Annotated in this window: 22 protein-coding genes, 1 other RNA gene and 2 pseudogenes; 8 read left to right on the top strand and 17 right to left on the bottom strand. The window is 49.0% G+C overall.

All coding sequences use genetic code 11. The features are described from left to right. Positions 1-5: 5 nt before the first annotated feature. From betB to BZG80_RS06075, 5 genes are all read right to left on the bottom strand, one after another. Complete coding sequence (gene betB / locus BZG80_RS06095) at positions 6-1,466, bottom strand: betaine-aldehyde dehydrogenase (RefSeq protein ID WP_021022509.1); 1,461 nt, start codon at positions 1,464-1,466, stop codon at positions 6-8. Positions 1,467-1,519: 53 nt separating this feature from the next. Next, positions 1,520-2,122, bottom strand: a complete 603-nt coding sequence (gene betI, locus BZG80_RS06090) for a transcriptional regulator BetI (RefSeq protein ID WP_021022510.1) — start codon at positions 2,120-2,122, stop codon at positions 1,520-1,522. Between the two features lie 622 nt (positions 2,123-2,744). After that, entirely contained in the window at positions 2,745-3,743 is a 999-nt protein-coding gene (gene cydB / locus BZG80_RS06085) for a cytochrome d ubiquinol oxidase subunit II (RefSeq protein WP_021022511.1), read from the bottom strand. After that, on the bottom strand, positions 3,740-5,089 hold the full coding sequence (locus BZG80_RS06080) for a cytochrome ubiquinol oxidase subunit I (protein WP_021022512.1): 1,350 nt from the start codon (positions 5,087-5,089) through the stop codon (positions 3,740-3,742). Before BZG80_RS06080 ends, cydB begins: the two co-directional genes overlap by 4 nt. Before the next feature lie 18 nt (positions 5,090-5,107). Then, positions 5,108-5,671, bottom strand: coding sequence for a GbsR/MarR family transcriptional regulator (locus BZG80_RS06075; RefSeq protein ID WP_021022513.1), 564 nt, complete (start codon positions 5,669-5,671; stop codon positions 5,108-5,110). 397 nt (positions 5,672-6,068) lie between these two features. Between BZG80_RS06075 and BZG80_RS16270 the strand changes: the two are divergent. From BZG80_RS16270 to BZG80_RS06060, 4 genes and pseudogenes are all read left to right on the top strand, one after another. After that, positions 6,069-6,860 (top strand): annotated as a pseudogene (locus tag BZG80_RS16270) (PAS domain-containing protein); the annotation flags it as partial. Then, positions 6,855-7,388 carry a methyl-accepting chemotaxis protein gene (locus tag BZG80_RS16265; protein ID WP_269087428.1) on the top strand — a complete coding sequence of 178 codons (534 nt, stop codon included), beginning with the start codon at positions 6,855-6,857 and terminating at the stop codon, positions 7,386-7,388. The pseudogene BZG80_RS16270 and the gene BZG80_RS16265, both read left to right, overlap by 6 nt. 56 nt (positions 7,389-7,444) lie before the next feature. After that, positions 7,445-8,836, top strand: a complete 1,392-nt coding sequence (locus BZG80_RS06065) for an HD-GYP domain-containing protein (RefSeq protein ID WP_077678959.1) — start codon at positions 7,445-7,447, stop codon at positions 8,834-8,836. Positions 8,837-8,993: 157 nt separating this feature from the next. Then, positions 8,994-9,470: a Dps family protein gene (locus BZG80_RS06060; protein WP_021023831.1), complete on the top strand. Its 477-nt coding sequence runs from the start codon at positions 8,994-8,996 to the stop codon at positions 9,468-9,470. Positions 9,471-9,565: 95 nt separating this feature from the next. Here the strand turns inward: BZG80_RS06060 and BZG80_RS06055 are convergent, their stop codons facing one another. From BZG80_RS06055 to BZG80_RS06030, 6 genes are all read right to left on the bottom strand, one after another. Further along, positions 9,566-10,453 (bottom strand): DUF2861 family protein, encoded by an 888-nt coding sequence (locus BZG80_RS06055; protein WP_077678958.1) that lies wholly within the window; start codon positions 10,451-10,453, stop codon positions 9,566-9,568. Continuing rightward, entirely contained in the window at positions 10,450-11,094 is a 645-nt protein-coding gene (locus tag BZG80_RS06050; RefSeq protein WP_077678957.1) for a response regulator transcription factor, read from the bottom strand. Before BZG80_RS06050 ends, BZG80_RS06055 begins: the two co-directional genes overlap by 4 nt. Further along, positions 11,091-12,470 (bottom strand): ATP-binding protein, encoded by a 1,380-nt coding sequence (locus BZG80_RS06045; protein WP_241833868.1) that lies wholly within the window; start codon positions 12,468-12,470, stop codon positions 11,091-11,093. The genes BZG80_RS06050 and BZG80_RS06045 overlap by 4 nt, the downstream gene beginning before the upstream one ends. Positions 12,471-12,734: 264 nt before the next feature. Beyond that, an RNA gene (ffs, locus tag BZG80_RS06040) (signal recognition particle sRNA small type) lies at positions 12,735-12,831 on the bottom strand. 124 nt (positions 12,832-12,955) lie between these two features. After that, complete coding sequence (locus tag BZG80_RS06035) at positions 12,956-13,687, bottom strand: hypothetical protein (protein ID WP_077678955.1); 732 nt, start codon at positions 13,685-13,687, stop codon at positions 12,956-12,958. 41 nt (positions 13,688-13,728) lie between these two features. After that, positions 13,729-14,148 carry a YbaY family lipoprotein gene (locus BZG80_RS06030; protein WP_021023827.1) on the bottom strand — a complete coding sequence of 140 codons (420 nt, stop codon included), beginning with the start codon at positions 14,146-14,148 and terminating at the stop codon, positions 13,729-13,731. A 99-nt stretch (positions 14,149-14,247) separates the two neighbouring features. Here BZG80_RS06030 and tesB point away from each other — a divergent pair, with 99 nt between their 5' ends. Further along, complete coding sequence (gene tesB / locus BZG80_RS06025; protein WP_077676862.1) at positions 14,248-15,111, top strand: acyl-CoA thioesterase II; 864 nt, start codon at positions 14,248-14,250, stop codon at positions 15,109-15,111. A 70-nt stretch (positions 15,112-15,181) separates the two neighbouring features. Here the strand turns inward: tesB and BZG80_RS06020 are convergent, their stop codons facing one another. From BZG80_RS06020 to BZG80_RS06010, 3 genes are read right to left on the bottom strand one after another with little or no spacing between them, the layout of a single operon-like run. After that, a complete protein-coding gene (locus BZG80_RS06020; RefSeq protein WP_077678954.1) occupies positions 15,182-16,942 on the bottom strand; it encodes an ABC transporter transmembrane domain-containing protein in 1,761 nt (586 codons plus the stop codon). Then, positions 16,935-18,695 (bottom strand): ABC transporter transmembrane domain-containing protein, encoded by a 1,761-nt coding sequence (locus BZG80_RS06015; RefSeq protein WP_077678953.1) that lies wholly within the window; start codon positions 18,693-18,695, stop codon positions 16,935-16,937. Before BZG80_RS06015 ends, BZG80_RS06020 begins: the two co-directional genes overlap by 8 nt. Positions 18,696-18,736: 41 nt before the next feature. Beyond that, a complete protein-coding gene (locus BZG80_RS06010) occupies positions 18,737-19,204 on the bottom strand; it encodes an Lrp/AsnC family transcriptional regulator (RefSeq protein WP_077678952.1) in 468 nt (155 codons plus the stop codon). Between the two features lie 130 nt (positions 19,205-19,334). Here BZG80_RS06010 and BZG80_RS06005 point away from each other — a divergent pair, with 130 nt between their 5' ends. Beyond that, a complete protein-coding gene (locus tag BZG80_RS06005) occupies positions 19,335-20,399 on the top strand; it encodes a PLP-dependent cysteine synthase family protein (protein ID WP_108743233.1) in 1,065 nt (354 codons plus the stop codon). Positions 20,400-21,254: 855 nt separating this feature from the next. Here BZG80_RS06005 and BZG80_RS06000 read toward each other — a convergent pair. Continuing rightward, positions 21,255-21,749 carry a DUF1003 domain-containing protein gene (locus BZG80_RS06000; protein ID WP_021024566.1) on the bottom strand — a complete coding sequence of 165 codons (495 nt, stop codon included), beginning with the start codon at positions 21,747-21,749 and terminating at the stop codon, positions 21,255-21,257. A gap of 126 nt (positions 21,750-21,875) precedes the next feature. After that, entirely contained in the window at positions 21,876-23,258 is a 1,383-nt protein-coding gene (gene dbpA, locus BZG80_RS05995) for an ATP-dependent RNA helicase DbpA (RefSeq protein ID WP_077678968.1), read from the bottom strand. A 245-nt stretch (positions 23,259-23,503) separates the two neighbouring features. Here dbpA and BZG80_RS05990 point away from each other — a divergent pair, with 245 nt between their 5' ends. Then, positions 23,504-23,935, top strand: coding sequence for an acyl-CoA thioesterase (locus tag BZG80_RS05990; RefSeq protein WP_241833867.1), 432 nt, complete (start codon positions 23,504-23,506; stop codon positions 23,933-23,935). A gap of 40 nt (positions 23,936-23,975) precedes the next feature. Here the strand turns inward: BZG80_RS05990 and BZG80_RS15870 are convergent. Further along, positions 23,976-24,119: pseudogene (locus BZG80_RS15870) on the bottom strand (type II toxin-antitoxin system Phd/YefM family antitoxin); the annotation flags it as partial. A gap of 211 nt (positions 24,120-24,330) precedes the next feature. Here BZG80_RS15870 and queC point away from each other — a divergent pair. Further along, positions 24,331-25,026, top strand: a complete 696-nt coding sequence (gene queC, locus BZG80_RS05985) for a 7-cyano-7-deazaguanine synthase QueC (protein WP_021024560.1) — start codon at positions 24,331-24,333, stop codon at positions 25,024-25,026. Positions 25,027-25,099 lie beyond the last annotated feature (73 nt).

Below are 25,099 nucleotides of genomic sequence, written 5' to 3'. Positions count from 1 at the left end.
AGAAATTAGGCGTAAGGGCTGGCGAAGTCGCCAAGCTCAATCAGGACACTCTTGGTTTGGGTATAATGTGTGAGGGTTTCGACACCATTCTCACGACCGACACCTGAGTGTTTGTAGCCACCAACTGGCATTTCTGCGGGTGAGTCACCCCAGGTGTTGACCCAGCAAATACCGGCTTCAAGCTGATGAATAATGCGGTGAGCACGCGATAGATTCTGCGTAAAGATACCTGCCGCTAAGCCATAATGGGTATTGTTGGCACGGGCAACGACTTCTTCCTCATCAGAAAAACGCAATACCGACATCACGGGGCCAAAGATCTCTTCACGCACGTGCGCCATGTTGTCATCACAGTCTGTAAAGATGGTTGGCGCGACAAAGTTACCCTTATCAAGCCCGTTCTCAGTGACGCGGTAGCCACCGGTCAGCAAGGTTGCACCGCTTGCTTTTGCCGTTTCAATCGCCGTCATCACTTTATTAAGGTGTTCAGTCGAGATCAGCGCACCGACCTGGGTGTTCATATCGGTTGGGTCACCGATAACGAGCTTTTCTGTACGCGCTTTCAGTTGCTCAACGAAGGCGTCGTAAATGCTGTCGTGAACAAATACACGGGTGCCGTGTGTACACACTTCGCCTTGGGTATAGAAGTTCGCGACCATAGCTGCCGATACCGCATTATCAAGGTCTGCATCATCAAACACGATACAAGGTGATTTACCGCCTAGCTCCATAGTGACCGACTTGAGTGTTTTAGCCGCGTCACCCATGACCGTTTTACCGGTTCCGACTTCACCCGTGAACGAGACTTTGGCAATCTCAGGGTGTGCAGTCAGCATTTGGCCCACACGGTAGTCACCTTGAACCACATTAAACACACCGGCTGGCATCCCTGCTTCGGCAAAAATTTCTGCCAGTTTTAAGGCGGTTAGCGGTGTTTCTTCGGACGGTTTAAACACCATAGCGTTTCCCGCTGCCAATGCTGGTGCTGACTTCCACATCGCAATCTGGATCGGATAGTTCCATGCACCAATGCCTGCACACACGCCAAGTGGCTCACGACGGGTATAGAAGAATTGGTTTTCAGAAAGCGGTTGTTGCTCGCCCTGCATGGACGGGACAAGATTGGCGAAATACTCAATCGCATCCGCACCGGTGACCACGTCAACCTCGACCGCTTCTTGCATCGGCTTACCGGTGTCGAGTACTTCGAGCTTCGCTAATTCATCATTACGCTCACGTAACAGGGCAACGGCTTTTAGTAGAATACGGCTACGCTCCATCGCTGTCATACGCGACCAAACTGCAAAGCCTTGTTTGGCAGCATCGACAGCCGCTTGTACATCGTCTGCCGAAGCTTGATCAATTTGTGCAAGCGTTTCACCCGTGGCCGGGTTGACGGTTGCAAAGTGCTCACCACTGGTTGCAGCGGTCAGTTGCCCATTAATAAATAGCGTTTTCGCGTCCATAATTAATCCTGAATTCTTTTGTGTTCGAGTGTATATGTCAGGCGTTTGCGGCCTTAGCTCTGAGGACGACCATAAAAGGTCAATTGCTTATCCAAATAATCATTGATGATGGTCCGAGCGTTGTTGGCATCAATACCTTTAGGGTTCAATGCACCGCGCAACCAAATACCATCGATCAACGCCGCAATCCCCTGAGCGACCATCACCGCCTGATCAAGCGGCAATAATGCACGTAGCTCAATGCGCAAATGCGACAGTAGGCGCTTTTCGTTCACGCGTTGTAAACGGTATAATTCATCGTCATGCATGGCATACGACCAGAACGCTAACCACGTTTTAACCACATCAGATTTGGCCTGAAACCCTTCAAAGTTGGCGTTAATGATCGCGTTGATGCGCGCCTGATGGTGGTGGCGTGGGGTTTCGCGCAATGCGCTAATCACCGTTGCCGATAGCTCACGTAGAACCACGCGCATGGTTTCTTCTAGCAAGCCATGCTTACCACCAAAATAGTGGTTAATAATGCCTGTTGATACGCCGGCTTCCTTACTGATCAAAGAAATCGTGGCTGCATGCAGCCCTACTCGACCGATGACCGTCATCGTGGCCTTAACCAGCTGCGGTTTCCGTACTTCCGGCATCCCTACCTTAGGCATTACGTCTCCATTCGTTTTTTTAATTGAACGATTAGTTAAAGATAATCTTACACGCTAATCATTAGATCTCAAACATTATTTTTAACCAATTCGCTACACCCCACCCCACGAAAAAACAGCTAGATAAAGCAAAAACAATGATTTAAGTCAATTTTAACTTCACTCTTTTGTCACCTAATTGTTTGTGCTGATAGCAGTATTTATCACCAAATCGCTCAATAAATGACCGAAAATACAACTATCACAAGCGATTATTAAGGGTCATAAACAAGAGAAGCGCTATGATTTAGCCTGACTCATTACCAGCGACATCATCATCAAAAACGCTAAAAAGCGTAAAAAAATAACGAAAATCCGCTCATATCGCCGATCATCAGATAAAATAAGACAAAAATGGAATCGAGCACCAAGCTCTAWCGTAATGGTCTCAGAAAAAATCAAGTCTTTGCTTGATAGAAAGGAGGGCTAATCCAGCGAGATGTAATATTTAACGCAGCCAATGTTTAGGGTGACTATCTTTTTCCGCGTTAATGACAAATATGTAGGGATAAAAAAGCGCCCAGGCCATCACAAGATGGACTGGGCGCTCATAAAACAGTTAAACGGCTAACGGTGAGAGAGATTACTCGTAGTTAAGATCCGTTGCTTTACCGGAGAACACACGATAGACAAACACGGTGTACAAGAAGATCATCGGCAACACAAACATGGCACCATAACCCACAATCAATAAGGTACCTGGTGCACTCGCTGCCTCTTGTGCTGTCATTACTCCTGGGACGATGTCCGGAAAGAAACTATAGGCCAAGCCAAAAAAGCTTAATGCGAACAAGAATATCGCGCCAATGAATGGGAATTGGTATCCCACGTCATTTTCAACCGGTACATGGCGTAAATATCGGTCGACCAGCACCATAATCGCCAGACACACTAATGGAACGGGGGCGAGCAGCAAGATCTCAGGGAAGCCAAACCAACGCGCGGCAACCGTTTCACTTACCAGTGGGTTCACAATGCTAATGGCTAAGACGCCTAGCGCGGCTAACCAACCACCACGACGCGACCATTTAGCCGCTCGCTTTTGTAAATCGCCTTCAGTCTTCATCACCAGCCAGGTTCCGCCGATATAGATGTAAGCTGCGGTCACACAAAGGCCACTTAATAAGGCAAACAAGTACGCCCCGATGCTTTCATCAAATGCCAACACATAACGGCCTATCATGTAGCCTTGGGTCATCGCTGCAATAAAAGAGCCGGCTTTAAAGCAACGATCCCAGAGATCTTTGCGTTCAGGCCGCACCTTGGCACGGAAATCGAAGGAGACCCCGCGCAAGATTAATCCCGCTAACATCACTGAGGTCGGCAAGTATAGCTCAGTCAAAATCAAGCTATGTGCGGTTGGGAATGCAATCAACAAAATACCAACCGCCAACACTAACCACGTTTCGTTGGCATCCCAAAAAGGGCCAATCGATGCAATCATGCGATCGCGCTGTGCTTGGTTACAGCTCGGGAGCAACATGCCAACCCCGAGATCGTAGCCATCTAATACGGCATACATAAATACCGTAAACCCAAAGAGCAATAGATAGATTTCAGGTAAATGTGGTGTGATGGTCATACGTTCACCTCTTTAGTTGACTGCGCGGTGTTTGCGTCGTCAGATTGATACTCTGGCAAACGTTTTTTCGCCAAGAAGAACAGGGTTCGAATGTAGGCCACCATCAACACGGCATAGAGGGTGAGATAGATGGTTAATGAAATCCCTACATTAGAACTGGCGACTGTCGTCACCGCATCCGCCGTCTTCAATACACCTTGAACAAGCCAAGGCTGACGACCAATCTCAGTGACATACCATCCCGATAAGGTAGCGACCCAGCCTGAGAAGGTCATCGCCACAAGCCCCATCAGATGCCACTTAGGCATTGGCTGGTTTCGCCATACACGGTACGCGGTGTACCAGCTCACCAGCAACATGAGCACACCTACGCCTACCATGATTCGAAAACCAAAGAAGAGTGGTTTCACCGGTGGATGATACTCAAAGCTTTCCAAGCCTTTGATTTCACCATCGAGTTTGTGAGTCAGAATCAAACTGGCCAGATTCGGAATACCGATTTCATAGTCGTTTGAACGTGTTTGTTCGTTAGGTACCGCAAAAAGCAGTAATGGCGCGCCTTGCTCGGTCTCCCAGACCCCTTCCATCGCCGCAATTTTCTGCGGTTGATGTTCTAGGGTGTTTAACCCGTGCATGTCGCCGATAAAGATTTGCAGTGGGATCAAAATAGCGGCCGCCGTAATCCCCACTTTCAGTGGCTTGTCTGACACACCGGACGTGGGTGATTTCAATTTCTGATAGGCGGAAATACCGGCAATTAAGAAAGACGCGGTCAGCCCTGACGCTAATAGCATATGGCTTAAGCGATACGGCATTGATGGGTTAAAAATAACCTCGAACCAGCTGGTTGGGTGGACCACCCCTTCAATGATCTCAAAGCCGGTTGGTGTGTGCATCCAGCTATTGAGTACCAGGATCCAAAAAGCAGAAATCGTGGTACCAATCGCCACCAGCAAAGTTGCCAGCGTATGCACCCAGTTAGGCACCCGGTTTTTACCGAATAACATCACACCGAGGAAGGTCGCTTCCATGAAAAACGCCGTCATCACCTCATAGCCCAATAAAGGACCCGCAATGTTGCCCACTTTTTCCATGAAGCCCGGCCAATTGGTGCCAAACTGAAAACTCATGGTGATACCAGAGACCACCCCAAGCGCAAAGGTCAGCGCAAACACTTTGACCCAGAAATAATAGGTGTCGAGCCAAATTTGCTCACCCGTGCGATTGTGTCTGAATTTGAAAAACACCAGCATCCATCCGAGTGCAATCGTGATGGTGGGAAAAAGAATATGGAAGCTGATGTTGGCCGCAAACTGCATTCGCGACAACATTAATGTATCTAACATGACATTACCCTCAGGACGTTACTTACCCGATTCTTCGTTGGACTTGCTGTGAAACAACTTGCCCGACAGCTCAAGAAGCCGACCGACACTGCTACCCAGCTTCATCAAATTTTTCAGATGTTCAGGTTTCATTTGCTGCACATCATCAAACCAATGGTTGAACAGCTCCAAAAGATCGTGGATCTCATGTAACTGCGTCACCGCGTGACTGTCTGCGTCGTCTTCGCTTCGCATAAAATGTGAACGCAACATCGATAAGGTGGGGTCGACTTCTCGCTTTTTCCTTTCAGCAAGCACCTGCTGCGCCAACTCCCAGATAGTGCCATTGGGCACGAAGTAATCCTTTCTATCTCCGGGGGTACGCTGTGAACGGATTAAATTCCAGCCTTGCAACTCTTTGGTTGCCATACTGACGTTGCCGCGAGAAATGTTGAGTGCAGACACAATGTCGTCAGCGCTTAAAGGATGTTCGCTTAGCACAATCAGCGCTAGCATTTCACCGACTGAGCGATTAAAGCCCCAACGGCTTCCCATCTCACCAAAGTGCATCACGACGTTGCGTAATTCTTGTGACAACTCCATTTTGATCTCCCTCACAATGCGTCTGAGGGATAATACGGAGTTTCTTTGCGTGGGATCAATGAAAATTTGGAATTTTCAGAAATTATTGAAAATAGAAAAGGACTTTAGTTACAAACTGTAAGGATGCTTTATGAAAATGTTACACAGGCTGATATGTGAACATGATCTTAATCACAAAGAATACGTAAGAACGCAGGGAAAAGGAAGCACGGCGACGCATAGATACACATAATTATTGTGTTTCTAAACATGACTCAAAACAGCAAAAATCACAGGCTACGCTAGATTCCATGATGACATGAGAGAAAAGATCAAACGCAACAAACGTTGCACTCTATAATAAGCACATGTGCGTAAACTTTTTGCACAACAAGTTGAATACGCTCATACCTAACCAATGAACAGAAGGAAGTTTGCTGTCATGTTCAAAAAGACACAGCGAGAATTGGATACCTGCCAAACGGAAAAAGCCGCACTCCAAGCTGAGCTCGATGCCATCAATACACATATTGCGACTATTACCTTCTCGCCTGACGGCACCATTACTAGTGTAAACGATAAACTCCTAAGTATTATTGGTTACGGTCGTGATGAGGTTATCGGCCAGCATCACCGCGCGGTTTGTTTCGAAGAAACCGTTAATGACCCAAGTTACCAACAATTTTGGCAATCACTCGCGCAAGGTAAACCACAGAAAGGCATATTTCGTCGCCGCCATCAGCATGGACAAGAAATTTGGATGGAAGCGACTTATGTACCGATCAAAGATACCAGCGGCAAAGTAGTCAGCGTTCGAAAATTGGCAGCGGATGTCACTAAACAGCACAAAGAGAGCTTACGACAACAATCTATTCTGGCTGCTATCGATCGTTCATTGGCGGTGATTGAATTTGAACCTGACGGCACAATTGTTCGTGCAAATGATAATTTCCTGGCCGCGGTGGGCTACCAAGCACGAGAAATTGCAGGCCAGCATCATGAGATATTTTGTGATCACGCGTTTTATGAAGATAACCCAAACTTCTGGGCATCACTAGCCAGCGGCCAATTCACGTCTGGCCAATACTTGCGTCGTGATAAACATGGTAATGAAGTTTGGCTCGAAGCAACGTATAACCCCGTTTTTGATGTCAATGGTAAAGTCTATCGCGTGATCAAGTTCGCGACTGCAATCACTGATACAGTGAAGAAAAATCAAGCCGTTAATCAGGCGGCAGAGCTTGCTCAAGCATCATCAGAACAAACACTCAAGCATAGTGAAAACGGTAGCGCCTTACTACAAGAAGCCGTTCAGCTATCGCAAAACGTCACCGACCAAGCTGTCGAAGCCGCTAATCAGGTAAATCAGCTCAGTGAGCATGCACAGAGCATTGAAAACATCGTCACCACGATCAAACAAATCGCCGAACAAACTAACTTGCTCGCACTCAATGCAGCGATAGAAGCAGCGCGCGCGGGTGATCAAGGCCGTGGATTCGCGGTTGTTGCCGACGAAGTTCGAGGTTTATCACAACGCACCAGCAAGTCCACCACAGAAATTGCCGATGTCGTCGATGAAAACCTACAACTGATCAAAGGGGTGAGTGAGGCAATGGAAAGAGTCACTGAACAATCAACCATGGGGCAAGAAAAAGTCACCGCAGCCGATAACGTGATGAGTGATATTCACGCAGGTGCAGAAGAAGTGTCGGCAACCGTTCGCGGTCTCACACATTAAAAGTAGACCTTCACCACCAACGCGTAATGGACCAATAAAGTGGATGAGAAAATAAGATGCAACCCCATATAAATGACGTGACTTCGTTAAAGTTGTCAGAGCTAATCCTAGCCTTGAGTACGGCGCTCGATATGACTGAAGGACAGCCACCCGAACATTGTATGCGCTGCACGTGGTTAGGAATGAAACTCGCTGACGCCTTAGCGCTCGATGATCAACAACGTCATGATCTTTTCTATACGTTGCTGCTAAAAGATGCGGGCTGCAGCAGCAATGCGGCACGGATCTGCGAACTGTACCTCACCAATGATTTAGCATTTAAACAAAGCTACAAGGTAGTGGACGGTAGCTTATCCAGCGTACTGAATTTCGTACTAAAAAATACCGGCGTAAAGCGTGGGTTTATGCAGAAGCTCTCGACCACACTCGATATCATTCGTCATGGCGACATGTATGCGCAAGAGCTGATCGAAACGCGATGTACCCGTGGTGCCGATGTCGCACGCGATTTACGTTTTAGTGAAAGCGTTGCTGAAGCCATCTACGCGCTGGATGAACACTATGATGGTGGTGGGCGTCCTGATCAGTTAAAGGCCGATCAGATCCCCTTGTTTTCGCGCATCGCATTGATGACGCAAGTCATTGATGTATTCCGAACCGAGTCCGGTGTCGACGCCGCACTCCGCGAGCTGAAAAACCGTCGCGGCACTTGGTTTGACCCCGACCTCGTCGATACCTTTTTACAGCTGGCTCACGAACCGCAATTTTGGCAGCAACTGGATAGCCCCACATTAAAAGAAGAAGTCCTGTCGATGACGCCTGCCAACACATGCATTTGGGTCGATGATGATTATATGGATGACATTGCAGCTGCCTTTGGGCGTATTGTTGATGCCAAAAGCCCTTTCACCTCGGGTCACAGTGAACGTGTCTCCGTATACGCTAGCTTAATTGCTGACGAGTTAAACATCAGTGAACATGATAAAAAATGGCTAAAGCGTGGCGCGTTACTGCACGATATTGGCAAACTCGGCGTAAGCAATAATGTGCTCGATAAGCCGGGAAAACTGGATGACGAGGAATGGGAGCACGTTAAACGCCATGCTGCACTGAGTAAAACCATCTTATCGAAAATCCACCAATTCGATCACCTCGCCAAGTTCGCTAGCGCCCATCATGAAAAGCTCGATGGCTCAGGGTATCCAGACGGCATGCAGGGCGATGACATTTCCCTGCTCACTCGCATTATTACCACCGCAGATATTTTTGATGCTATCACTGCTGAGCGTCCCTATCGTGGCCCTATCCCAATGAACAAAGCCTTATCCATCATGAAAGAAGAAACTGGCACGGCAATCGACGCGCGCTGCCTACAAGCGTTAATCGCAGGTCTCGAGCGTCTTCCTGAGCATTTTATTGTTCATGACGGTACATCGATCACATCATAGGCTTAACCTATCAGGTATATAGGTTAACTCTATTTTCCTTTTTTAATTCGGGACGTTATTCTATTTTCATCAATCGAAACAACACAGTTTCCAGTGTTGAATTTTCGCGATAGCGCGACGATTTAACACATTGATTTTGCCACTAAGGAGGCATTAGATGAGTAAACAATCAGCATTGATCGGATTGGACAGCACCAAAGCTGCAGATTTAGCAGCTCGCCTAGATACGCTATTAGCAAACTACCAAGTGCTGTACACCAATGTGCGTGGTTTTCACTGGAACATCAAAGGCGGCGACTTCTTTGAGCTACACGTAAAATTCGAAGAGATCTATACCGATCTGCAAACTAAGATCGATGAAGTAGCCGAGCGCATTCTTACTATTGGTGGTACCGCTGAACACCGCTTCAGTGAATATTTGAAAATCAGTGAAATCAAAGAGCATGCACCAGAGGCGAACGGTCAAGCCGGTCTACGCGCCATTGTTGACGGGTTTAGTGTATTAATTAGCCTACAACGTGACATTATGAGCCTTGCTGGTGAAGCTGACGACGAAGGCACATCAGCACTAATGAGCGATTACATCCGCGAACAAGAAAAATTACTGTGGATGTTCAACGCATACTTGAACTAATCACCTGTTCGATAACGTAAAAATAGCCCGCTTTGTCGGGCTATTTTTTTATGTCTCTCGCCTTTAAACACGTTTGATAGATCGCTCGCCTAGCGTCATTTAACTCGCCTGGCGTTAACTGATTCAGCGGTGTAAGGTGTTTCTGGTAAAGGCAAAGCTAGCCGTTCGACGTAATTCACTTTGATAGCGCCTTGGTACTCAAAATGCGTCACGATCGCGCTCAAGTGTTCCGATTTAGCGGGACGTTTAACGGGAAGCGAGACCTTCACCGGGCTCGGTGTGTTTTCCGCGCTACTTGTCACATAAATTGGCGTTTGCTCGATCCATCGGTACGCATCATCTAGCCATAGCCAATAAGCGGCTGCCGGCGCGCAACTGGTTGGCGTGTTAGGCAAATCCACCGTTAATTGTTGATCTGGATGGCCGATTAGTTTCACCCAAGGGCGCCGCGGTAATCCGTAAACGACCAAGCTGTAGTGCTGCCCACCTAAACGCAGTTCGTAAACACCTGGATCTACTTGGGTAAAAAGTTGTCCTGATTCAAGTTCTTGAAATCCAGTTTGAGCGCCTAATATTTCACTGATCACCGTCTGACCATTGGGATCAGTGAGCGTAACCAAAGTTGCACGCGATACATGCTCAGCCGATAGTTTGATTTCATAACCTAGGCTTGATGCTCCCGCGCGTCGCACAAAAGAAATGGTAAGCCCTTGTGGAATATCCTTTCCATTCGGCTCAGTTAGGCGTTGACCACAATCTGTTTGATTGATGATCGCATGTTTGAGCGCGGCCCAATGCTGGGTAGCAATCTGTTCTTGCGATAGTGCAAAAATAAGCTCCTGCCAAGCAACAGTAGGTCGGTCGGCGGCTAATGCCTGGTAGATCTGTTGCATGGGCGTATCACCAAACCAGGCTTGCTCAGCGTTTACTTTTACGCTTAGCATCGCGAATCCGAGAACCAGCAAGCGTCCCCATCGTGTCATAGCATCACCAATCTATAGCCCACGCCACGATGCGTCTCTATTGCTAAATCGGGCAATTTTTGTCGTAACCGCAACACATGATTATCCACAGTACGAGTGGTGGGAAACGCTTGATAACCCCAAATCTTGTTGAGTAATTCTTCACGATGAAAAACTCGCCCTGGGTTTTGTATTAACAATAATAACAGGTCAAATTCTTTCGGTTTCAACATCACGGATTCATTCTGCCAATAAACATTCCGCGATCCCGGCTCAACCTTGATCGGTCCATACAAAAGCTGGCTCTCGCCCAAAGGTCGAAGCTGGGCATAAATTCGCGCGAGCAACTCTTGATGTGAAAAAGGTTTAACCACATAGTCTTTTGCTCCTGCCATGAGCCCTTCAACTCGTTGTTCTACTTCAATTTTCGCGGTCAGTACAATAACAGGGAGCGCTTTTAAGGAAAGCCAGTGAGGAAGCTGAATCAAGCTATCACCGTCGGTCAGTTGCCGGTCTAAGATAACGAGATCGGCGTGATACCAGTGCTTCTCTACCTTGTGGCTATCAACTAACCAAGTACATTGGAAACCGTGGCTCTCAAAAAATTGACGTAGGCCCTCACCCAACAAGGTGTCATCTTCAATCAATAGCAAATGGCTCATTGGGGTAACTCCAACATGCAGCAAGTAGGATGACGTCTAATCAAAAGTTTACCCCCCATTTGCCGCATTAACCGCGCGACTAAAAATAATCCAATCCCCATATTGTGCTCAGACTTTGGTGCTTTACAGCGGCGCCAAACGCGTTGCCCCCATGAAGGAAAAGCACCATCATCATAGACACACACTCGAATTCGCTTGCCGACATGTACTCGGATCCAAACTTTATTGCCACCGTGTTGATGCGCATTTTGTATCAGATTTTTCAAACAAATAGAGAGCCAGTAGAAAGGCAATGTTAATGTCTTATCTTGGTTTAACGTGTAGTCAATGTCATAGCAGTCACACACGTTATCTAACCACTCGGATAACGAGGCTGTTTGCGTTTTAAACTGCTCGCTTTTATCGGTACTTAAATATCCCTTGCTGGTTTCCGTCAGTTGGTTGAGCCGTTGATGGTCGGCCAATAAACGCCACAACACATCTTGCGTACAGTCATCCAGCTTATCGAATTGATTGCGCAACATCTCAACCGTCAGACCCAAACTGGCAATGGGTGTTCGCAGTTCATGGGTGAGTAACTGGAGGATAAACTGGCGCTCGCGCCGCTGTTGGTACCTATCATAAACACTGCGCGCTAATCCCAGCACTAGCGCCCCAAAAATAGCCACCAAAATAGCAATCATGACGCCTCGATAAGCGGGATGTAACTGATTACAAATATTACCATATCGGTAGTCACAGCCCGTTGAGTGGGTCGATAGGCTCAAACGATAATTATCGGCGATCGACATCCATTGTGTGCGAGGTAACGCTTTCCACCCTTCTTCCCCATTTAACCACAGACGGTCTCCATCCAAATAGGCACGGTAACCGTTAAGCAAGGCATCACGCCCTGACTGACTAAGCGCGGCCAGTGCGTCATGCAAAGGGTGATTTTTATTGGCGAGAGTCACACGCTCTACCAGTTCAGGCGGTGGTGTCTTTATTGCGTAATGGCTTAAATAACGCTCGGCGTAACTCCCCCCAGCAGGATGAAGCAGCGGATTTTTTTCAAACCATTCAACCGGTAAAGGCTGTTCTCGACAAAGCGCAAGCTCGAAGCGCTGAGCAACTAACAGCCTTGGTACCACAATGCGCGGATTAGGTTGGCAGGTTTGAACGACCTGGTAGAGAGCGCTCAGATCTTGCCAATCAAAATGTTCAAAATCTGGATATTGTGCCTGGCTCACTAAAAGCGCTTGAGGATAAGCGTTTAAAGCCGGCTGAGCGACCATCAGGGTCCCTGCTTGCCACGCTTCATCGTAAAACCCCTTAAGCTGCGTTTGTAGATCGCTCGCCATCACTTGGCTACTCACCAAGATAGCTATCCATGCCACCCACATTCGCCTTATCACCACGTCACGCCTCCATTGGGCCCACTGCTGCCTGTATATTTAATGATCATAGTCGAGTCATGCCAGGCTGTGTCACCCAGGTGTCAACAGACGATAATAGAAGACAGACTCTCATATCATCCCAAAAAATCAGTTGGTTGTGCACATATCAGTTTGTTGTGTAAATAGGCGGTGGAATTCACAGGAAAATGATGGTGTATTGTTCGAGAAGCATGTGATTTTAGGGGGGAGCAGAAAGGGCGGAGACCTCCCCAGCTACATCCCGGCACACACGTCCCAAGCGCGGGCTGCTTCCTTCCGGACCTGACCCAGTACACAAGATAGTGTTGCGGGAGAACCAAGGAGGCCTCCATCGATATGTCGTTAAGCTTGCTTAACTGCGGGGCATTATGTGGCAAGGCTGGATGCAATGCAAGGAGGATTCGTTTTCTTACCGATTAACTGTTGATCTTATAAGCAATTATCACTTAATCATCGTCTGAGTCTTCCAAGAGTAAATACTCACCTACCCAGATAGCCGCCAGCATAGTGGCCCACGCCACCAGTAACGACATCGTTAATTGATAGGGAACACGCCAAGCAATAACTAAAAACGGCACGCACGGCAAAATGTGCATCGCAGGGTGACGTGAAGCGGCTAAACGCGGTGTAAGCGCCACCCACTGTAACAGCCCAATCATCGCAACCACTGCCACGCTCCACAGCGCGGATGGCCACCCAACCGCCGCGGCCAGAATGGGAAGCACTAGCCAAGCGCCACGGCGAGGTGGTTGGTAGCCCGGCCAATATTGCATCGATAGCCATAACCCGCATAACGCCGCAAGTTGAAGAGCCAAAAACCAGGGAGCCCCGCCTAATTTTGCTTCCGACTGCAAAGCCATTATCCCTGCGAAAATAGCGAGCATCACAGACCCAAGTAACCACTTAACATGGGGATGTCGGTCAGGATTAAACCATAAAGATAACGCTGGCAAGATCAGCAAAGTACTTGCCGCAAGCAAAGCAGGTAACTGCGGTAAAGAAAGGGCCAAGGCCGCCATTCCCAACAGCAATAACCAACTCGCCAATTTGTCTGGGTAGAAGAAAAACAACGCAGGCGCCATGATCGCTAGCCCATGTAAGGCATCGCCGGCACTGATACTCGCAGCAATAGCAATCGCTAGCACGATTGCGGGCCAAACTAATGAGGAAATCCGCATGCACACTCCTTGTGCTGTGGTCATGATTCCCAGTGTAGCGACTAGTTGTCGGATCGTACCAGCGTAATGGTTGGATCATAGGTGTGATTCGTATCCGTGATCACTTTATTAACCGTATTGGTGATAAATAACGGGCGTTCACTGACATCAATTTGCGCGGTGATCACATAATCATGAGAAGCAGAAATTTGGCTTGGATCGTAATTTAGCGCGAAATGGAGGGGCACTTGCTGACCTTCAGTCACAAAAGACTGTCGGCTAATCACTTTACCCGGCGAGTCCATTTTTTTTATTTCTACCAAACGCACAGTGACACTGGCAGTCTCGGGTAAAGCAAGGCGCTCACGATAGACCAAAGTACCAGAAATATTCGCTAAATCATTGGGTTGGCTATTACCAGAGCAAGCGGTAAACACTAGAGCAGTAAATAAGGCGAACAACAGAAACGTTAGTTTCTTCATTAAAGAATCCTCACCGAAACGCGTTTGAATGCGGCAAAAACGCTAAGGTTATGATAGCTTGAACAATAACAATGGAAGCATAGCATGAATCAAGGACTTATGAGCCAACCACTGACAGAACTCTTACAACTGCTGCAGCTTGAGCGATTAGACACCGGCCTATATCGCGGCCAAAGTGAGAATCTTGGACTGCCACAAGTGTATGGCGGGCAAGTGATTGGTCAAGCGCTCTCTGCCGCGAAAACATCCATCGAAGCCGATCGCTTTTTGCACTCATTTCACAGCTACTTCCTGCGTCCAGGCGACCCGGAACAACCGATCATCTATGATGTTGAGATACTCAGAGATGGAAAAAGTTTCAGTACTCGGCGAATAAAAGCCGTACAGTACGGCAAACCGATTTTCTATCTTACCGCATCGTATCAAGAGGAAGAGGAAAGTTTCGAGCATCAAAACTCAATGCCGACAGACGTGCCCGCTCCGGAAACTTTGCGCTCGGAGCAATCACTGGTCGCAGATATTGCCCATAAACTACCCGCCAATGTTGTCAAAGCGTTTGGCAGTGATAAACCAATAGAAGTTCGCCCTGCGACTGTGATCAATCCACTGAAGCCAGAACCGGCCCCAGCGAAGCAATATCTCTGGATCCGTGCTAACGGTGAAGTCGGCGATGACTACCATGTCCACCAATACTTGCTGGGCTACGCGGCGGATTGGGGGTTTTTGGTCACTGCGCTACAACCTCACGGGGTAACATTACTGACCCCAGGCATGAAAGTGGCTACTATTGATCACTCTATGTGGTTCCACCGCCCGTTTAGAATGGATGAGTGGCTGTTGTTTGCGATTGAAAGCCCCTCCGCCAGTGGTGCACGTGGATTTGTTCGCGGAGAGCTTTTTAACCAACAAGGTGACCTAGTGGCTTCTGCTACTCAAGAAGGGTTAATGCGTAAGCTCTCCTAGCGCTCAGCGACGCTATTCGCTGCAAACAAGGGGCCTGAGCCCCTTTTTAATTTTCTTACCTATGACACGACTAAGCCTGCGCTTCTTCCTCAAGCGCCGCCAAGTGAGCGCTGGCTTGCTGAAGCTGGTACATCTGCCAGTAACGCCCTTGCTGGCGTAGCAGGCTTTGATGACGCCCTTGCTCAATCACGCGGCCGCGATGCAAAACCAAGATGTTATCGGCCTCGGCAATAGTCGATAAACGGTGCGCAATCACTACCACTGTCATCTGCTGACGTAACCTACTTAATGCTTGCTGAACAAGCTCTTCGGTACCGGAATCGATATTGGCGGTGGCTTCATCAAGGATCAATATTTTAGGCTGACGGACTAACACCCGCGCTAGAGCCAATAGCTGACGTTGCCCAGCTGAGAACGTCATCCCCCCCTCGCCCAATGGAGTCTCTAAACCAGCAGGTAAGCCTTTCACGTACTCTGCCAATGCTACTTGCTCTAATGCATGCCAAATCACAGCATCGTCCAGTGTCTGTCCCAGCGCGATATTTTCTTTTAAGCTGCCGGTTAACATGTGCGGATCTTGTTGCACCATCGCCACGCCCTCGCGCAAACTTTGATGGCTTAAGGTTTCAATCGGCAAACCACCCAGCGTTAACGTGCCTTCTCCTGGGCGATAAAACCCCATGAGTAATGACGCTAAGGTTGATTTACCGCTCCCCGTATGACCGACCAACGCCAGAAAGCCGCCAGCAGGTACATTGACATTCACCTCTGACAATACCGGCGTTTCGCCATCATAAGAGAAGGATATATCACGCAGTGCAATGGCACCGTCAGGAATCGGTGTACTGTCATGACCATATTGCTCAGGCGGCGTATCCATCATTTCAAACAATCGCTCCCCCGCTGAAATCGCCTGCTGAAGCAGTGATAATTGTTGCATCATCTCAATCAGCGGCTCAGTGATTCGACCCAGGTAACTCAAAAAAGCATAGAGCACCCCGACGCCAATCACTTCCATTCCACTGACGCCGAAAATTGCCACTAAGGACAGCAAGGCGGCACCGGAGAGCAAATCAATCAAGGGACGGAGATAGATCCCGTTAAGGCGCTGAATGGTGACCATGGCATCCAAGTGATCCGCGGTCATCGTTTGAAAGCGGGAAGAAAACGCCTGCTCTTGCTGCATCAATTGGATAAGATTCATGCCCTGTACCGACTCGTTCATCACCCCGTTGATATCAGCAAGTCGGTCTCGCGCTCGGCGATAGGCGGGCGCTGAGCGTTTTTGATACCGTACCATTACCAAGATGACACAGGGCAATAACACCAGCACGACTAGCGTCAGTTCAATACTGAGCATCAGCATCGCCACCAGCATCACGCTAATCAAGGCGATGTTGCGTAAAAAAGTCGAAAGCACCGACACATACAGCTCTTTCAAGGATTCGGTATCATTGGTTAAGCGCGAGACAATCCGCCCCATCGGCACATAGTCAAACGCGGATAACGGCTGTTTGATAACGTTGGCAAACACGGTTTTTCGAATCCGCTGAATAATCGCCACCGCCATGGTGTTAAAGCGTAACTCGTACTGATACTGGAAGCCGGCCGAAACAATGGTGGATACAATGTACCCCACCGCAAGCGCCCACATGATCATCGCCGGATAATGGTCTTTGGCAACATAGCTATCAAGAAAGATTTGCACCAAATAAGGGCCGGTTACTTCCGCCACCGCGGCTACCAATAAGAAAATGGCGGCAATCACAAACTGGCGACGATCGCGACGCATATAGCTTAATAGCCGATATAAAATCTCTCGCTTAGTCATTGCGCGGCTCCTCATCGGCATCCAGTGCCGCTTCCAGCTGCTGGTATTGATGCATTTCTTGATACCATCCTGGCTGTTGAATCAATTGACGATGCTGACCGCGCTCGCGTATTTGGCCATGACTAAGCACCACGATTTCGTCGGCGCTTTCCAAGGCCGATAAGCGGTGAGCAATCACGATCGTGGTACGCGTTTGTTGATGCTGTTGTAGATTCTGCAAAATCCGATGTTCGGTGTCACCATCAACCGCCGACAAGGCATCATCCAAAATCAAGCACTCGGCACCCACCAATAATGCGCGAGCAATCGAAATGCGCTGCTTTTGACCACCGGACAGAGTAATCCCCTTTTCTCCAACAGCCGTTTGATAGCCCTGCGGCAACTGACGAATATCCTCGTCAATACAAGCCAAATGGGCCGCGTGTTCAATCTCCGTTTGAGTTGCGTCGGGGCGACCGAGGGCGATGTTTTCCGCAATCGAGCGCGAGAACAAAAACGGTGTTTGCGTCACCACCGCAAAACGTTGTCGCCACGACGACAAATCAGCGTTCGCAATCGATACATCACCATAACGAATATCGCCTTTTTCCAACGTAGTCAGATGCAATAGAAGTTGTAACAAGGTGGATTTGCCACTGCCAACCGGGCCCGCAATCCCCAGCATTGCCCCAGGCGGGAGGATCACATGGATATCTTTGAGGGCAAAACTGTCATCCGGTTGCCACTTAAACTGCTCAATGGCCAGCGTCAACGGCTGCATGGTGTCAGGCAGCGGAGTGTCACCACCAACAATGTCTGGCTGCTCTTGCATCAGCGCATCAATACGGGTCCACGCCGCTCGGCCCCGTTCGATAATATTGAACAGCCAGGCGATCGCGAGCATCGGCCAAATCATCAAACCTTGGTACAAGGTAAACGCCGTCAGATCGCCTAACGAAATCTCACCGTTAGCAACCAAATAGCCACCACCGGAAACGGTAAAGAAAAACGACGCGCCAATGGTGCCTTGAATCACCGGCGAAAACAGCGCATCGACCCGCGCTACGGCGAGGTTTTTCTCCCCGGTACGATCCGCAACCTGGTCGAACTGATTCATTTGGTGCTGCTCTAGACCAAAGGCACGTACCATTCTAACCGCAGACAGTGAGGACTGACTCACCTCTGACAGCTCAGAAAACGCCGCTTGTGACTCGGTGAAGGTATGATGTAAACGGCGCCCAAACCGATTGACTAAAAAGGCCATCACCGGCATCGGCAACAGCGCTAAAATCGTTAGTTGCCAACTGATTTGGCTGACCATCACAATCAATACCGCCGCACCTGTGATAATGGAATCACCCGCGGTCAGGACTCCCTCTCCGGCGGTCATCACCACCGCTTTCACATCATTAGTGGATCGCGCCATGATATCGCCACTCGGATAGCGACGGAAAAAATGCGGAGATTGGCGAGTAAAGTGATCATAAAGCCGATTACGCAGCACAGAGCCAAGCTCCGCCGCCGCACCGAAAAGCCACACTCGCCAAACAATGCGCAGCAGATACACCACCCCCCAGATAGCCAGCATGCCCGCTAATAGCCATAACAGTGTTTGCGTAGAAATATCCCCCGCAACCACGCCGTCGACCACATGGCCCACGGCCATCGGTGGGATCAGCTCGAAGACAGAGACAAATACCAAAATAATCATGGCGCCGACATAGCGACGCCATTCACGTTTAAAAAACCAGCCTAACTGCCAAAACACCTTCATGAGGGCTCCTTATTCTCCCCGCCTTTTATTATTTATCTGACCTATCCGATCGGTAGGGCGGTGGTGTATTTAAGTGCTTCCATTGCGAACGTTGATGTCACATTATTCAGACTTGGCACAGAATTGACCAGCTTTTTATAAAAATGATCAAATCGAGTCATATCAGCCACCTGCACCTTCATCATGTAATCGTACTCACCTGCCATGCGATAGAATTCCATCACCTCAGGAAACTCAGTCACCACCTCGGTAAAGGTTTTGTACCACTGCTCACTGTGGTCATTGGTTTTGATGTGGACGAAGGCGGTAAAGGCTAGGCCAACGGTTTCCGGGTCAAGCAATGCTACCCGCCCGCGGATCACCCCTTGTGATTCCAGCCGTTTCAGCCGCTTCCAACAGGGAGTCGTGGTTAAATTCACCCGTTCGGCCAGCGCGGCCACAGACCAGTTGGCATCTTCCTGTAGCGCTGCGAGTAAAGTGCGATCTATCTCATCTAAAGTGATAGTCATAAAAAATCATTTCCATCAAGTGTTATGTAGGAGTTTATTTTTCTCTTTTGGCGTCATTATAGAGCAAAAATAGCAAGGTTTTTATCCTGCGCTTTGCGTAAACTGGTACTAATCACGTATTCGGAGACGCATGATGACAACCCCACATCCTTGCCATACTTGGGTCGGTAACGCGATTCGCCTCATTGAAGCGGACTTTAAACGCTCTGCAGATACCCATTTAATCAAGCTCGACCTCCCTAGCTTCGCGGATATCGATATCTATCTGAAAGACGAAAGTACCCATCCAACCGGTAGCCTAAAGCATCGCTTGGCGCGCTCTTTGTTTTTGTACGGCTTATGTAATGGTTGGATTGATGAACACACCACCATCATTGAAAGCTCATCAGGCAGTACTGCCATTTCCGAAGCGTATTTTGCTCGCCTACTTGGCTTACGGTTTATTGCTGTGGTGCCCAAAAACACTGCGTGTAAGAAGATTGAGCAAATTCGTTTTTATGGCGGTGAAGCGCACTTTGTCGAGCGGTCAGACCAAATCTATGCCGAGTCTCGCCGCCTTGCTAAAGAGCTCAATGGCCATTACATGGATCAGTTTACCTATGCCGAGCGAGCAACGGACTGGCGTAGCAATAACAACATTGCCAACCGTATTTTTGAGCAAATGCAGTACGAGCGCTTTCCGATCCCTCGCTGGATTGTGATGAGCCCAGGCACCGGCGGTACCTCGGCGACCATTGGCCGCTACATTCGCTATCGCTGCCAACCCACTCAACTGATGGTGGCCGATGCTGAGCACTCGGTATTTCACGATTACTTCCTCACCGGCGATAAAAACTTAACGACGGATGAGAGCAGTCGGATTGAAGGGATTGGACGGCCACGTGTCGAGCCCAGCTTTATTCCCGGCGTGATTGATAGAATGACCACAGTGCCGGACACTCACAGTATCGCCACCATTCACTGGCTAGAAAGCCAGCTTGGCCGCAAAGCCGGTGCGTCCACGGGTACTAACCTGTACGGCGTCTTGATGCTGGCGAATGAAATGCGCGCCAACGGCGAGAAAGGCTCTATCGTCACCTTACTATGTGACAGCGGCGAGCGCTACCTAGACACCTATTACAACCCTGATTGGGTACGCGAGCACATTGGGGCGCTCGACCAAGCGACCCATGATTTGCAGACTTTGTTGGGGTAACGCGCCATCGTCTATACAGACGTTGGATAAACAGGCGCGTTAATATATAGATCAGGCGTAGGTCGGCATAAGCGCTGGGACGATATTAAACTTGTCACTCGGTGCAGCCGGCGCGCCCGTTGGCAATTTGCACATATCCATCCTCGAGCCGGGGCTTGTGTAATCGTCGCCAATGGCACCACCGATATATAAACCAGGCGTAGGTCGGCATAAGCGCCAGCACAATGCCAATCATTATCACGATGTGGGCCGCGCGCCATCCGACATCAAAGCCAAAGATTAACCTCGATGTCAAATTTGGCACCGATCGTGACAGGCGCCCGTTGACAATGTGCACTTATCCAACAATGTCCCGGGGCTTGTGTCACCTACGCCAATGGCACCATCAATGTATAAATTTTGTCATTGTATGCATTCCCACGCAGGAGCGTGGGAACGAGCAATCGTCGCCGATGGCACCACCGATATAGAAACCAGGCGTAGGTCGGTATAAGCGCCAGCACAATGCCAATCATTATCACGATATGGGCCGCGCGCCATCCAACATCAAAGCCAAAGATTAACCTCGATGTCAAATTTGGCACCGATTGTGACAGGCGCCCGTTGACAATGTGCACATACCCATCATCGTGCTGGGGCTTGTGTCACCTACGCCAATGGAATCATCGACGTTAAATATTAACGCCTTGTGGCATCGTCGCCAATGGCACCACCGAAACATAAATTTCGTGTAGATCGGGCAAGCGCCGGGGCGATATTAATCTTGTCACTCGGTGTAGCCGGCGCGCCCGTTGCATGGCGCCTTCGACATTTGAGCCAAACGATTAATAAAACTCACAACAAAGTGTCAACACGCTAGTCCGTATCTCTATCTATTCGCGCCTGCAGGGCATCAAACTTGTCGTGCAGGCGCATTAGCTCGAGCTCGAGTTTTAGGTTGATTTCGTAGGTGGCTTTTTGCTCCATCCTATCTTTTGCCGCTTGGCGGTTTTGCGACATCATGATGATAGGCGCTTGGAAAGCCGCCAGACTGGACAATCCTAGGTTAAGCAAAATAAATGGATAAGGATCAAAAGAAGTGTCCCCCACCAACCAAACCGTATTCACGACAATCCAGCCAATAATGAAAGCGAAGAAAAGTCCGATAAACGACCAAGAACCACCAAATGAGGCAATTTTATCCGCCACCATTTGCCCGGGTGTCAGACTTTCGTGAAAGGACTTGTTAACGTTTTCAGAGACAGACGTATTATTGGCAATGCTTTCAATGACTTTTTTCTCACCTGAACTCAGGCTACCAAACGGCTGGCCGAGCAAGGCTTTTGCTAAATTCTCAAAATACTTTTTCATTTTCCACTCCGTGTAAATACGCGCGACACGAAAAACGGTGTCGTGCGTACCTCTTCAATTAAGCGATTGAAATAGAGTAGGTTAATTTAGCAGCTTAGCAAGCTAATCTATAGCTTACGGTAAAGATCAAACCCGGCGGGCGCGAATGGTGCGGCCTTTCACTTTTCCATCATTCAGCTTACGCAACGCGGCTTTAACGCAGGATTGCGACACTGCAATAAACGCCACATTATCGAGCACATTGATTTTACCCACCTGTTTACCGTCAATACCATCTTGACCGGTTAGTGCGCCTAAAATATCGCCCGCGCGTACTTTTTGTTTTTTACCTGAGTCAATCATCAAGGTTGCCATCTCAGGCTGATAAGGCGTAGTGTCGAGCAAATGCTGCGGCGGCAGGGCTTCGGGGAGAAAATCGCGGTCATATTGATCGCCAATCATCGCCAACTTATAGTGCTCAGCATCGTTATACAACGAACACGCTACCCCTTTTTTGCCTGCGCGCCCGGTACGGCCGACGCGGTGCACGTGAGTTTGCGGATCGTGGGCGAGTTGATAGTTGATCACCATATCCATGTCATCAATGTCTAAGCCTCGCGCGGCGACATCAGTGGCCACCAGCACCGAGGCACTTTTGTTGGCAAATTTTACCAAGGTGCGCTCACGGCCACGCTGTTCAATATCGCCATGCAAGGCAACGGCGCTAAAACCATCGTTTTCTAAGTTATCGCACACTTGTTGTGTTTGGACTTTGGTCGTACAGAACACCACACAACTTTGCGGCTGAAAGTGCAATAACAGTAGCTTTAACGCTTGGTAACGCTGCGTGTTGTCATCAACTTTATAGACGTGTTGCGAGATTGTACTTTGCGTTTGCACCTCATCCACTTTAACGGAGACAGGGTGGCTCAGCACTCGCTGGGCAATAGCATTGATCGAGCGCGGGAAGGTGGCGCTGAATAATAAGGTTTGGCGATGAGCGGGAACACGCGCAATGATAGCATCCAAGGTATCTTGGAAGCCCATATCCAGCATCTGATCGGCTTCATCTAACACCAAGGTCTCAACATCATCAAGGCGCAAGGTGCCCTTGCGTAAATGATCGTCGACACGCCCTGGAGTGCCGACAATAATGTGTGCACCATGCTCCAGTGAGCCAATTTGCGGGCCAATCGATACCCCGCCACACAGCGTCAGTACTTTGACATTATGGCGGCCACGCGCCAACTTGCGCATCTCCTCAGCGACTTGCTCGGCCAACTCACGGGTTGGACACAGCACCAAGGATTGTACGCGAAAGCGCTTCACGTTCAGTTTGGCTAACACGCCAAGGCTAAACGCCGCTGTTTTCCCTGAACCTGTCTTTGCTTGAGCAATAATGTCTTTACCATCGAGCACAGACGGCAAGCTCTGCGCCTGAATCGGTGTCATTTCGGTGTAACCCAGCGTCGCTAAGTTATCGAGTAAATCAGCAGGTAACGCGAGCGAGGAAAAAGCGGTATCAGTCAAAGTCGTATCCACAGCAAAAGTAAACAAAGCCGCGCCCAAGCACGGCCAAAAAGGGGGCGTATCATACCAGAATCTGGCTGCTGCCACATTAGTCGATTATAGCCACACGCTTTGCTCCCTGCTTTGCCACTTTATTCATTTTGTTACGCAATTGTTAGACCAAGCTCCGTATTTACACTTGCCCAGCTTGTCTTGTCATTGTGCTTGGTGTGCAATCAAGGCACACAATAAAGGAGGATTGTCTTGTGGCAAATATCCCAGTAGAAAACTACCCACTCTCTCATACGCAGGCGATTGTTTGGAACGACATGGACGCCCTGCAACACATCAATAACACCGTGTACTTTCGCTATTTTGAAGATGTGCGCGTGGTGATGCTTGAAAAACTGGAAGTGTTCGAGCTAGCTAAACGACTGCATGTTGGCCCGGTGGTTGGCTCGACGCGCTGCGATTATCGCGCCCCTTTGGTGTATCCAGATACCATCACCACCGTGGCTTGGGTGGAGGATATTCAAGAAAAGCGCTATGCGATGAAGTATGAAATCTACAGTCACAATCAAGAACGCTGTGTGGCCGAAGGCGAGGCTTTGATTGTCTATTGCGATTTTAAAACCGGTAAAAGCTGTCCTATCCCAGCTGAAACGCTCGAAGGGTTAAAAGCCTTTGTGGTGAAATAGTAAGCATAGAGACGAGCACTGCGCGTTGCCTGACGCGCAGTCAGCCGCTGAGCCATTTGGACATTTGTTCTTTGGCATCATGGTGACTCAAGAGCTTCTCTTCGGTAATGGCGCGCTCGCCACGCGCGATCCCTTCTAAGATAGCAAGACGGCTCTGCGTTAACTCATAATCATCCACATTTAATGAGGTAGTTACTCGTTCTACTTTCATCGCTCGATCAATCGTGACATCTAAATACCGTTACTGTAGCACTTGATGCTCACAGGAACAGGGATTTTGTTTGTGATAACGCAACACTCAGATCATCGCATCTGGCTTGCTGTCGATACCACACAGGGGTACCATCCGTGCTCTGTGTAACACTGGGTGAGCAGCACCGCCAGAGGACAAACCGATGAAAAAAGCCGTTGTGGTATTTAGCGGAGGACAGGACTCAACCACCTGTTTGATTCAAGCGCAGGCAGAGTACGACGAAGTGCATTGCCTCACTTTCGACTATAACCAGCGTCACAAGCAAGAAATTGACGTTGCCCGTGAGATTGCTGCAAACCGCAAAGTCAGTGCGCACAAGGTATTAGATGTTGGCTTGCTCAACGAATTAGCGATTAGCTCGCTCACACGCGACAACATTCCCGTTTCTAACGCGCTGAACGAAAACGGCCTGCCCAATTCTTTTGTGCCGGGACGGAATATCTTGTTTTTGACTTTGGCCGGCATCTACGCCTATCAAATTGGCGCTGAGGCAGTGATCACCGGTGTCTGCGAAACCGACTTTTCTGGCTACCCAGATTGTCGCAACGATTTTATTCAATCGATGCAGCAAGCCCTTGAGCAAGGCATGGATAGACAACTCGCATTAGTGACGCCGCTGATGTGGCTGAATAAAGCCGAGACCTGGGCACTGGCCGACCAGTATCACGCCCTCGATTTTGTGCGCGACCACACCCTAACCTGTTATAACGGGATTAAAGGCACTGGCTGTGGTGAATGTCCAGCCTGCCACTTGCGTCAGCGTGGCTTAGATGACTACCTCGCCAATCAAACGGACGTACAAGCCGCACTGCAACGCAAACAAGCCGAAAACGCGTAACAGCGCGCATCCTTGGTAGCAACAAGAAATAAAAAACCGCCTCATCGCGAGGCGGTTTTTGTATCGAGCATAC

The organism is Salinivibrio sp. MA440 (assembly GCF_001996265.1).
GTDB lineage: Bacteria > Pseudomonadota > Gammaproteobacteria > Enterobacterales > Vibrionaceae > Salinivibrio > Salinivibrio costicola.
This window is presented reverse-complemented; position numbering and strand designations above follow the sequence as displayed.

Bases quoted from the DNA above. Each gene is read 5' to 3' on its own strand.
- BZG80_RS06050 (WP_077678957.1), bottom strand. From the start codon at position 11,094: ATGAGCCATTTGCTATTGATTGAAGATGACACCTTGTTGGGTGAGGGC.
- BZG80_RS06005 (WP_108743233.1), top strand. From the start codon at position 19,335: ATGATGACAACCCCACATCCTTGCCATACTTGGGTCGGTAACGCGATT.
- BZG80_RS06020 (WP_077678954.1), bottom strand. From the start codon at position 16,942: ATGACTAAGCGAGAGATTTTATATCGGCTATTAAGCTATATGCGTCGC.
- BZG80_RS06060 (WP_021023831.1), top strand. From the start codon at position 8,994: ATGAGTAAACAATCAGCATTGATCGGATTGGACAGCACCAAAGCTGCA.
- BZG80_RS06015 (WP_077678953.1), bottom strand. From the start codon at position 18,695: ATGAAGGTGTTTTGGCAGTTAGGCTGGTTTTTTAAACGTGAATGGCGT.
- queC (WP_021024560.1), top strand. From the start codon at position 24,331: ATGAAAAAAGCCGTTGTGGTATTTAGCGGAGGACAGGACTCAACCACC.
- BZG80_RS06030 (WP_021023827.1), bottom strand. From the start codon at position 14,148: ATGAAGAAACTAACGTTTCTGTTGTTCGCCTTATTTACTGCTCTAGTG.
- BZG80_RS06010 (WP_077678952.1), bottom strand. From the start codon at position 19,204: ATGACTATCACTTTAGATGAGATAGATCGCACTTTACTCGCAGCGCTA.
- BZG80_RS06080 (WP_021022512.1), bottom strand. From the start codon at position 5,089: ATGTTAGATACATTAATGTTGTCGCGAATGCAGTTTGCGGCCAACATC.
- betI (WP_021022510.1), bottom strand. From the start codon at position 2,122: ATGCCTAAGGTAGGGATGCCGGAAGTACGGAAACCGCAGCTGGTTAAG.
- BZG80_RS06000 (WP_021024566.1), bottom strand. From the start codon at position 21,749: ATGAAAAAGTATTTTGAGAATTTAGCAAAAGCCTTGCTCGGCCAGCCG.
- BZG80_RS06035 (WP_077678955.1), bottom strand. From the start codon at position 13,687: ATGCGGATTTCCTCATTAGTTTGGCCCGCAATCGTGCTAGCGATTGCT.
- betB (WP_021022509.1), bottom strand. From the start codon at position 1,466: ATGGACGCGAAAACGCTATTTATTAATGGGCAACTGACCGCTGCAACC.
- BZG80_RS06065 (WP_077678959.1), top strand. From the start codon at position 7,445: ATGCAACCCCATATAAATGACGTGACTTCGTTAAAGTTGTCAGAGCTA.
- BZG80_RS06055 (WP_077678958.1), bottom strand. From the start codon at position 10,453: ATGACACGATGGGGACGCTTGCTGGTTCTCGGATTCGCGATGCTAAGC.
- cydB (WP_021022511.1), bottom strand. From the start codon at position 3,743: ATGACCATCACACCACATTTACCTGAAATCTATCTATTGCTCTTTGGG.
- BZG80_RS06075 (WP_021022513.1), bottom strand. From the start codon at position 5,671: ATGGAGTTGTCACAAGAATTACGCAACGTCGTGATGCACTTTGGTGAG.
- tesB (WP_077676862.1), top strand. From the start codon at position 14,248: ATGAGCCAACCACTGACAGAACTCTTACAACTGCTGCAGCTTGAGCGA.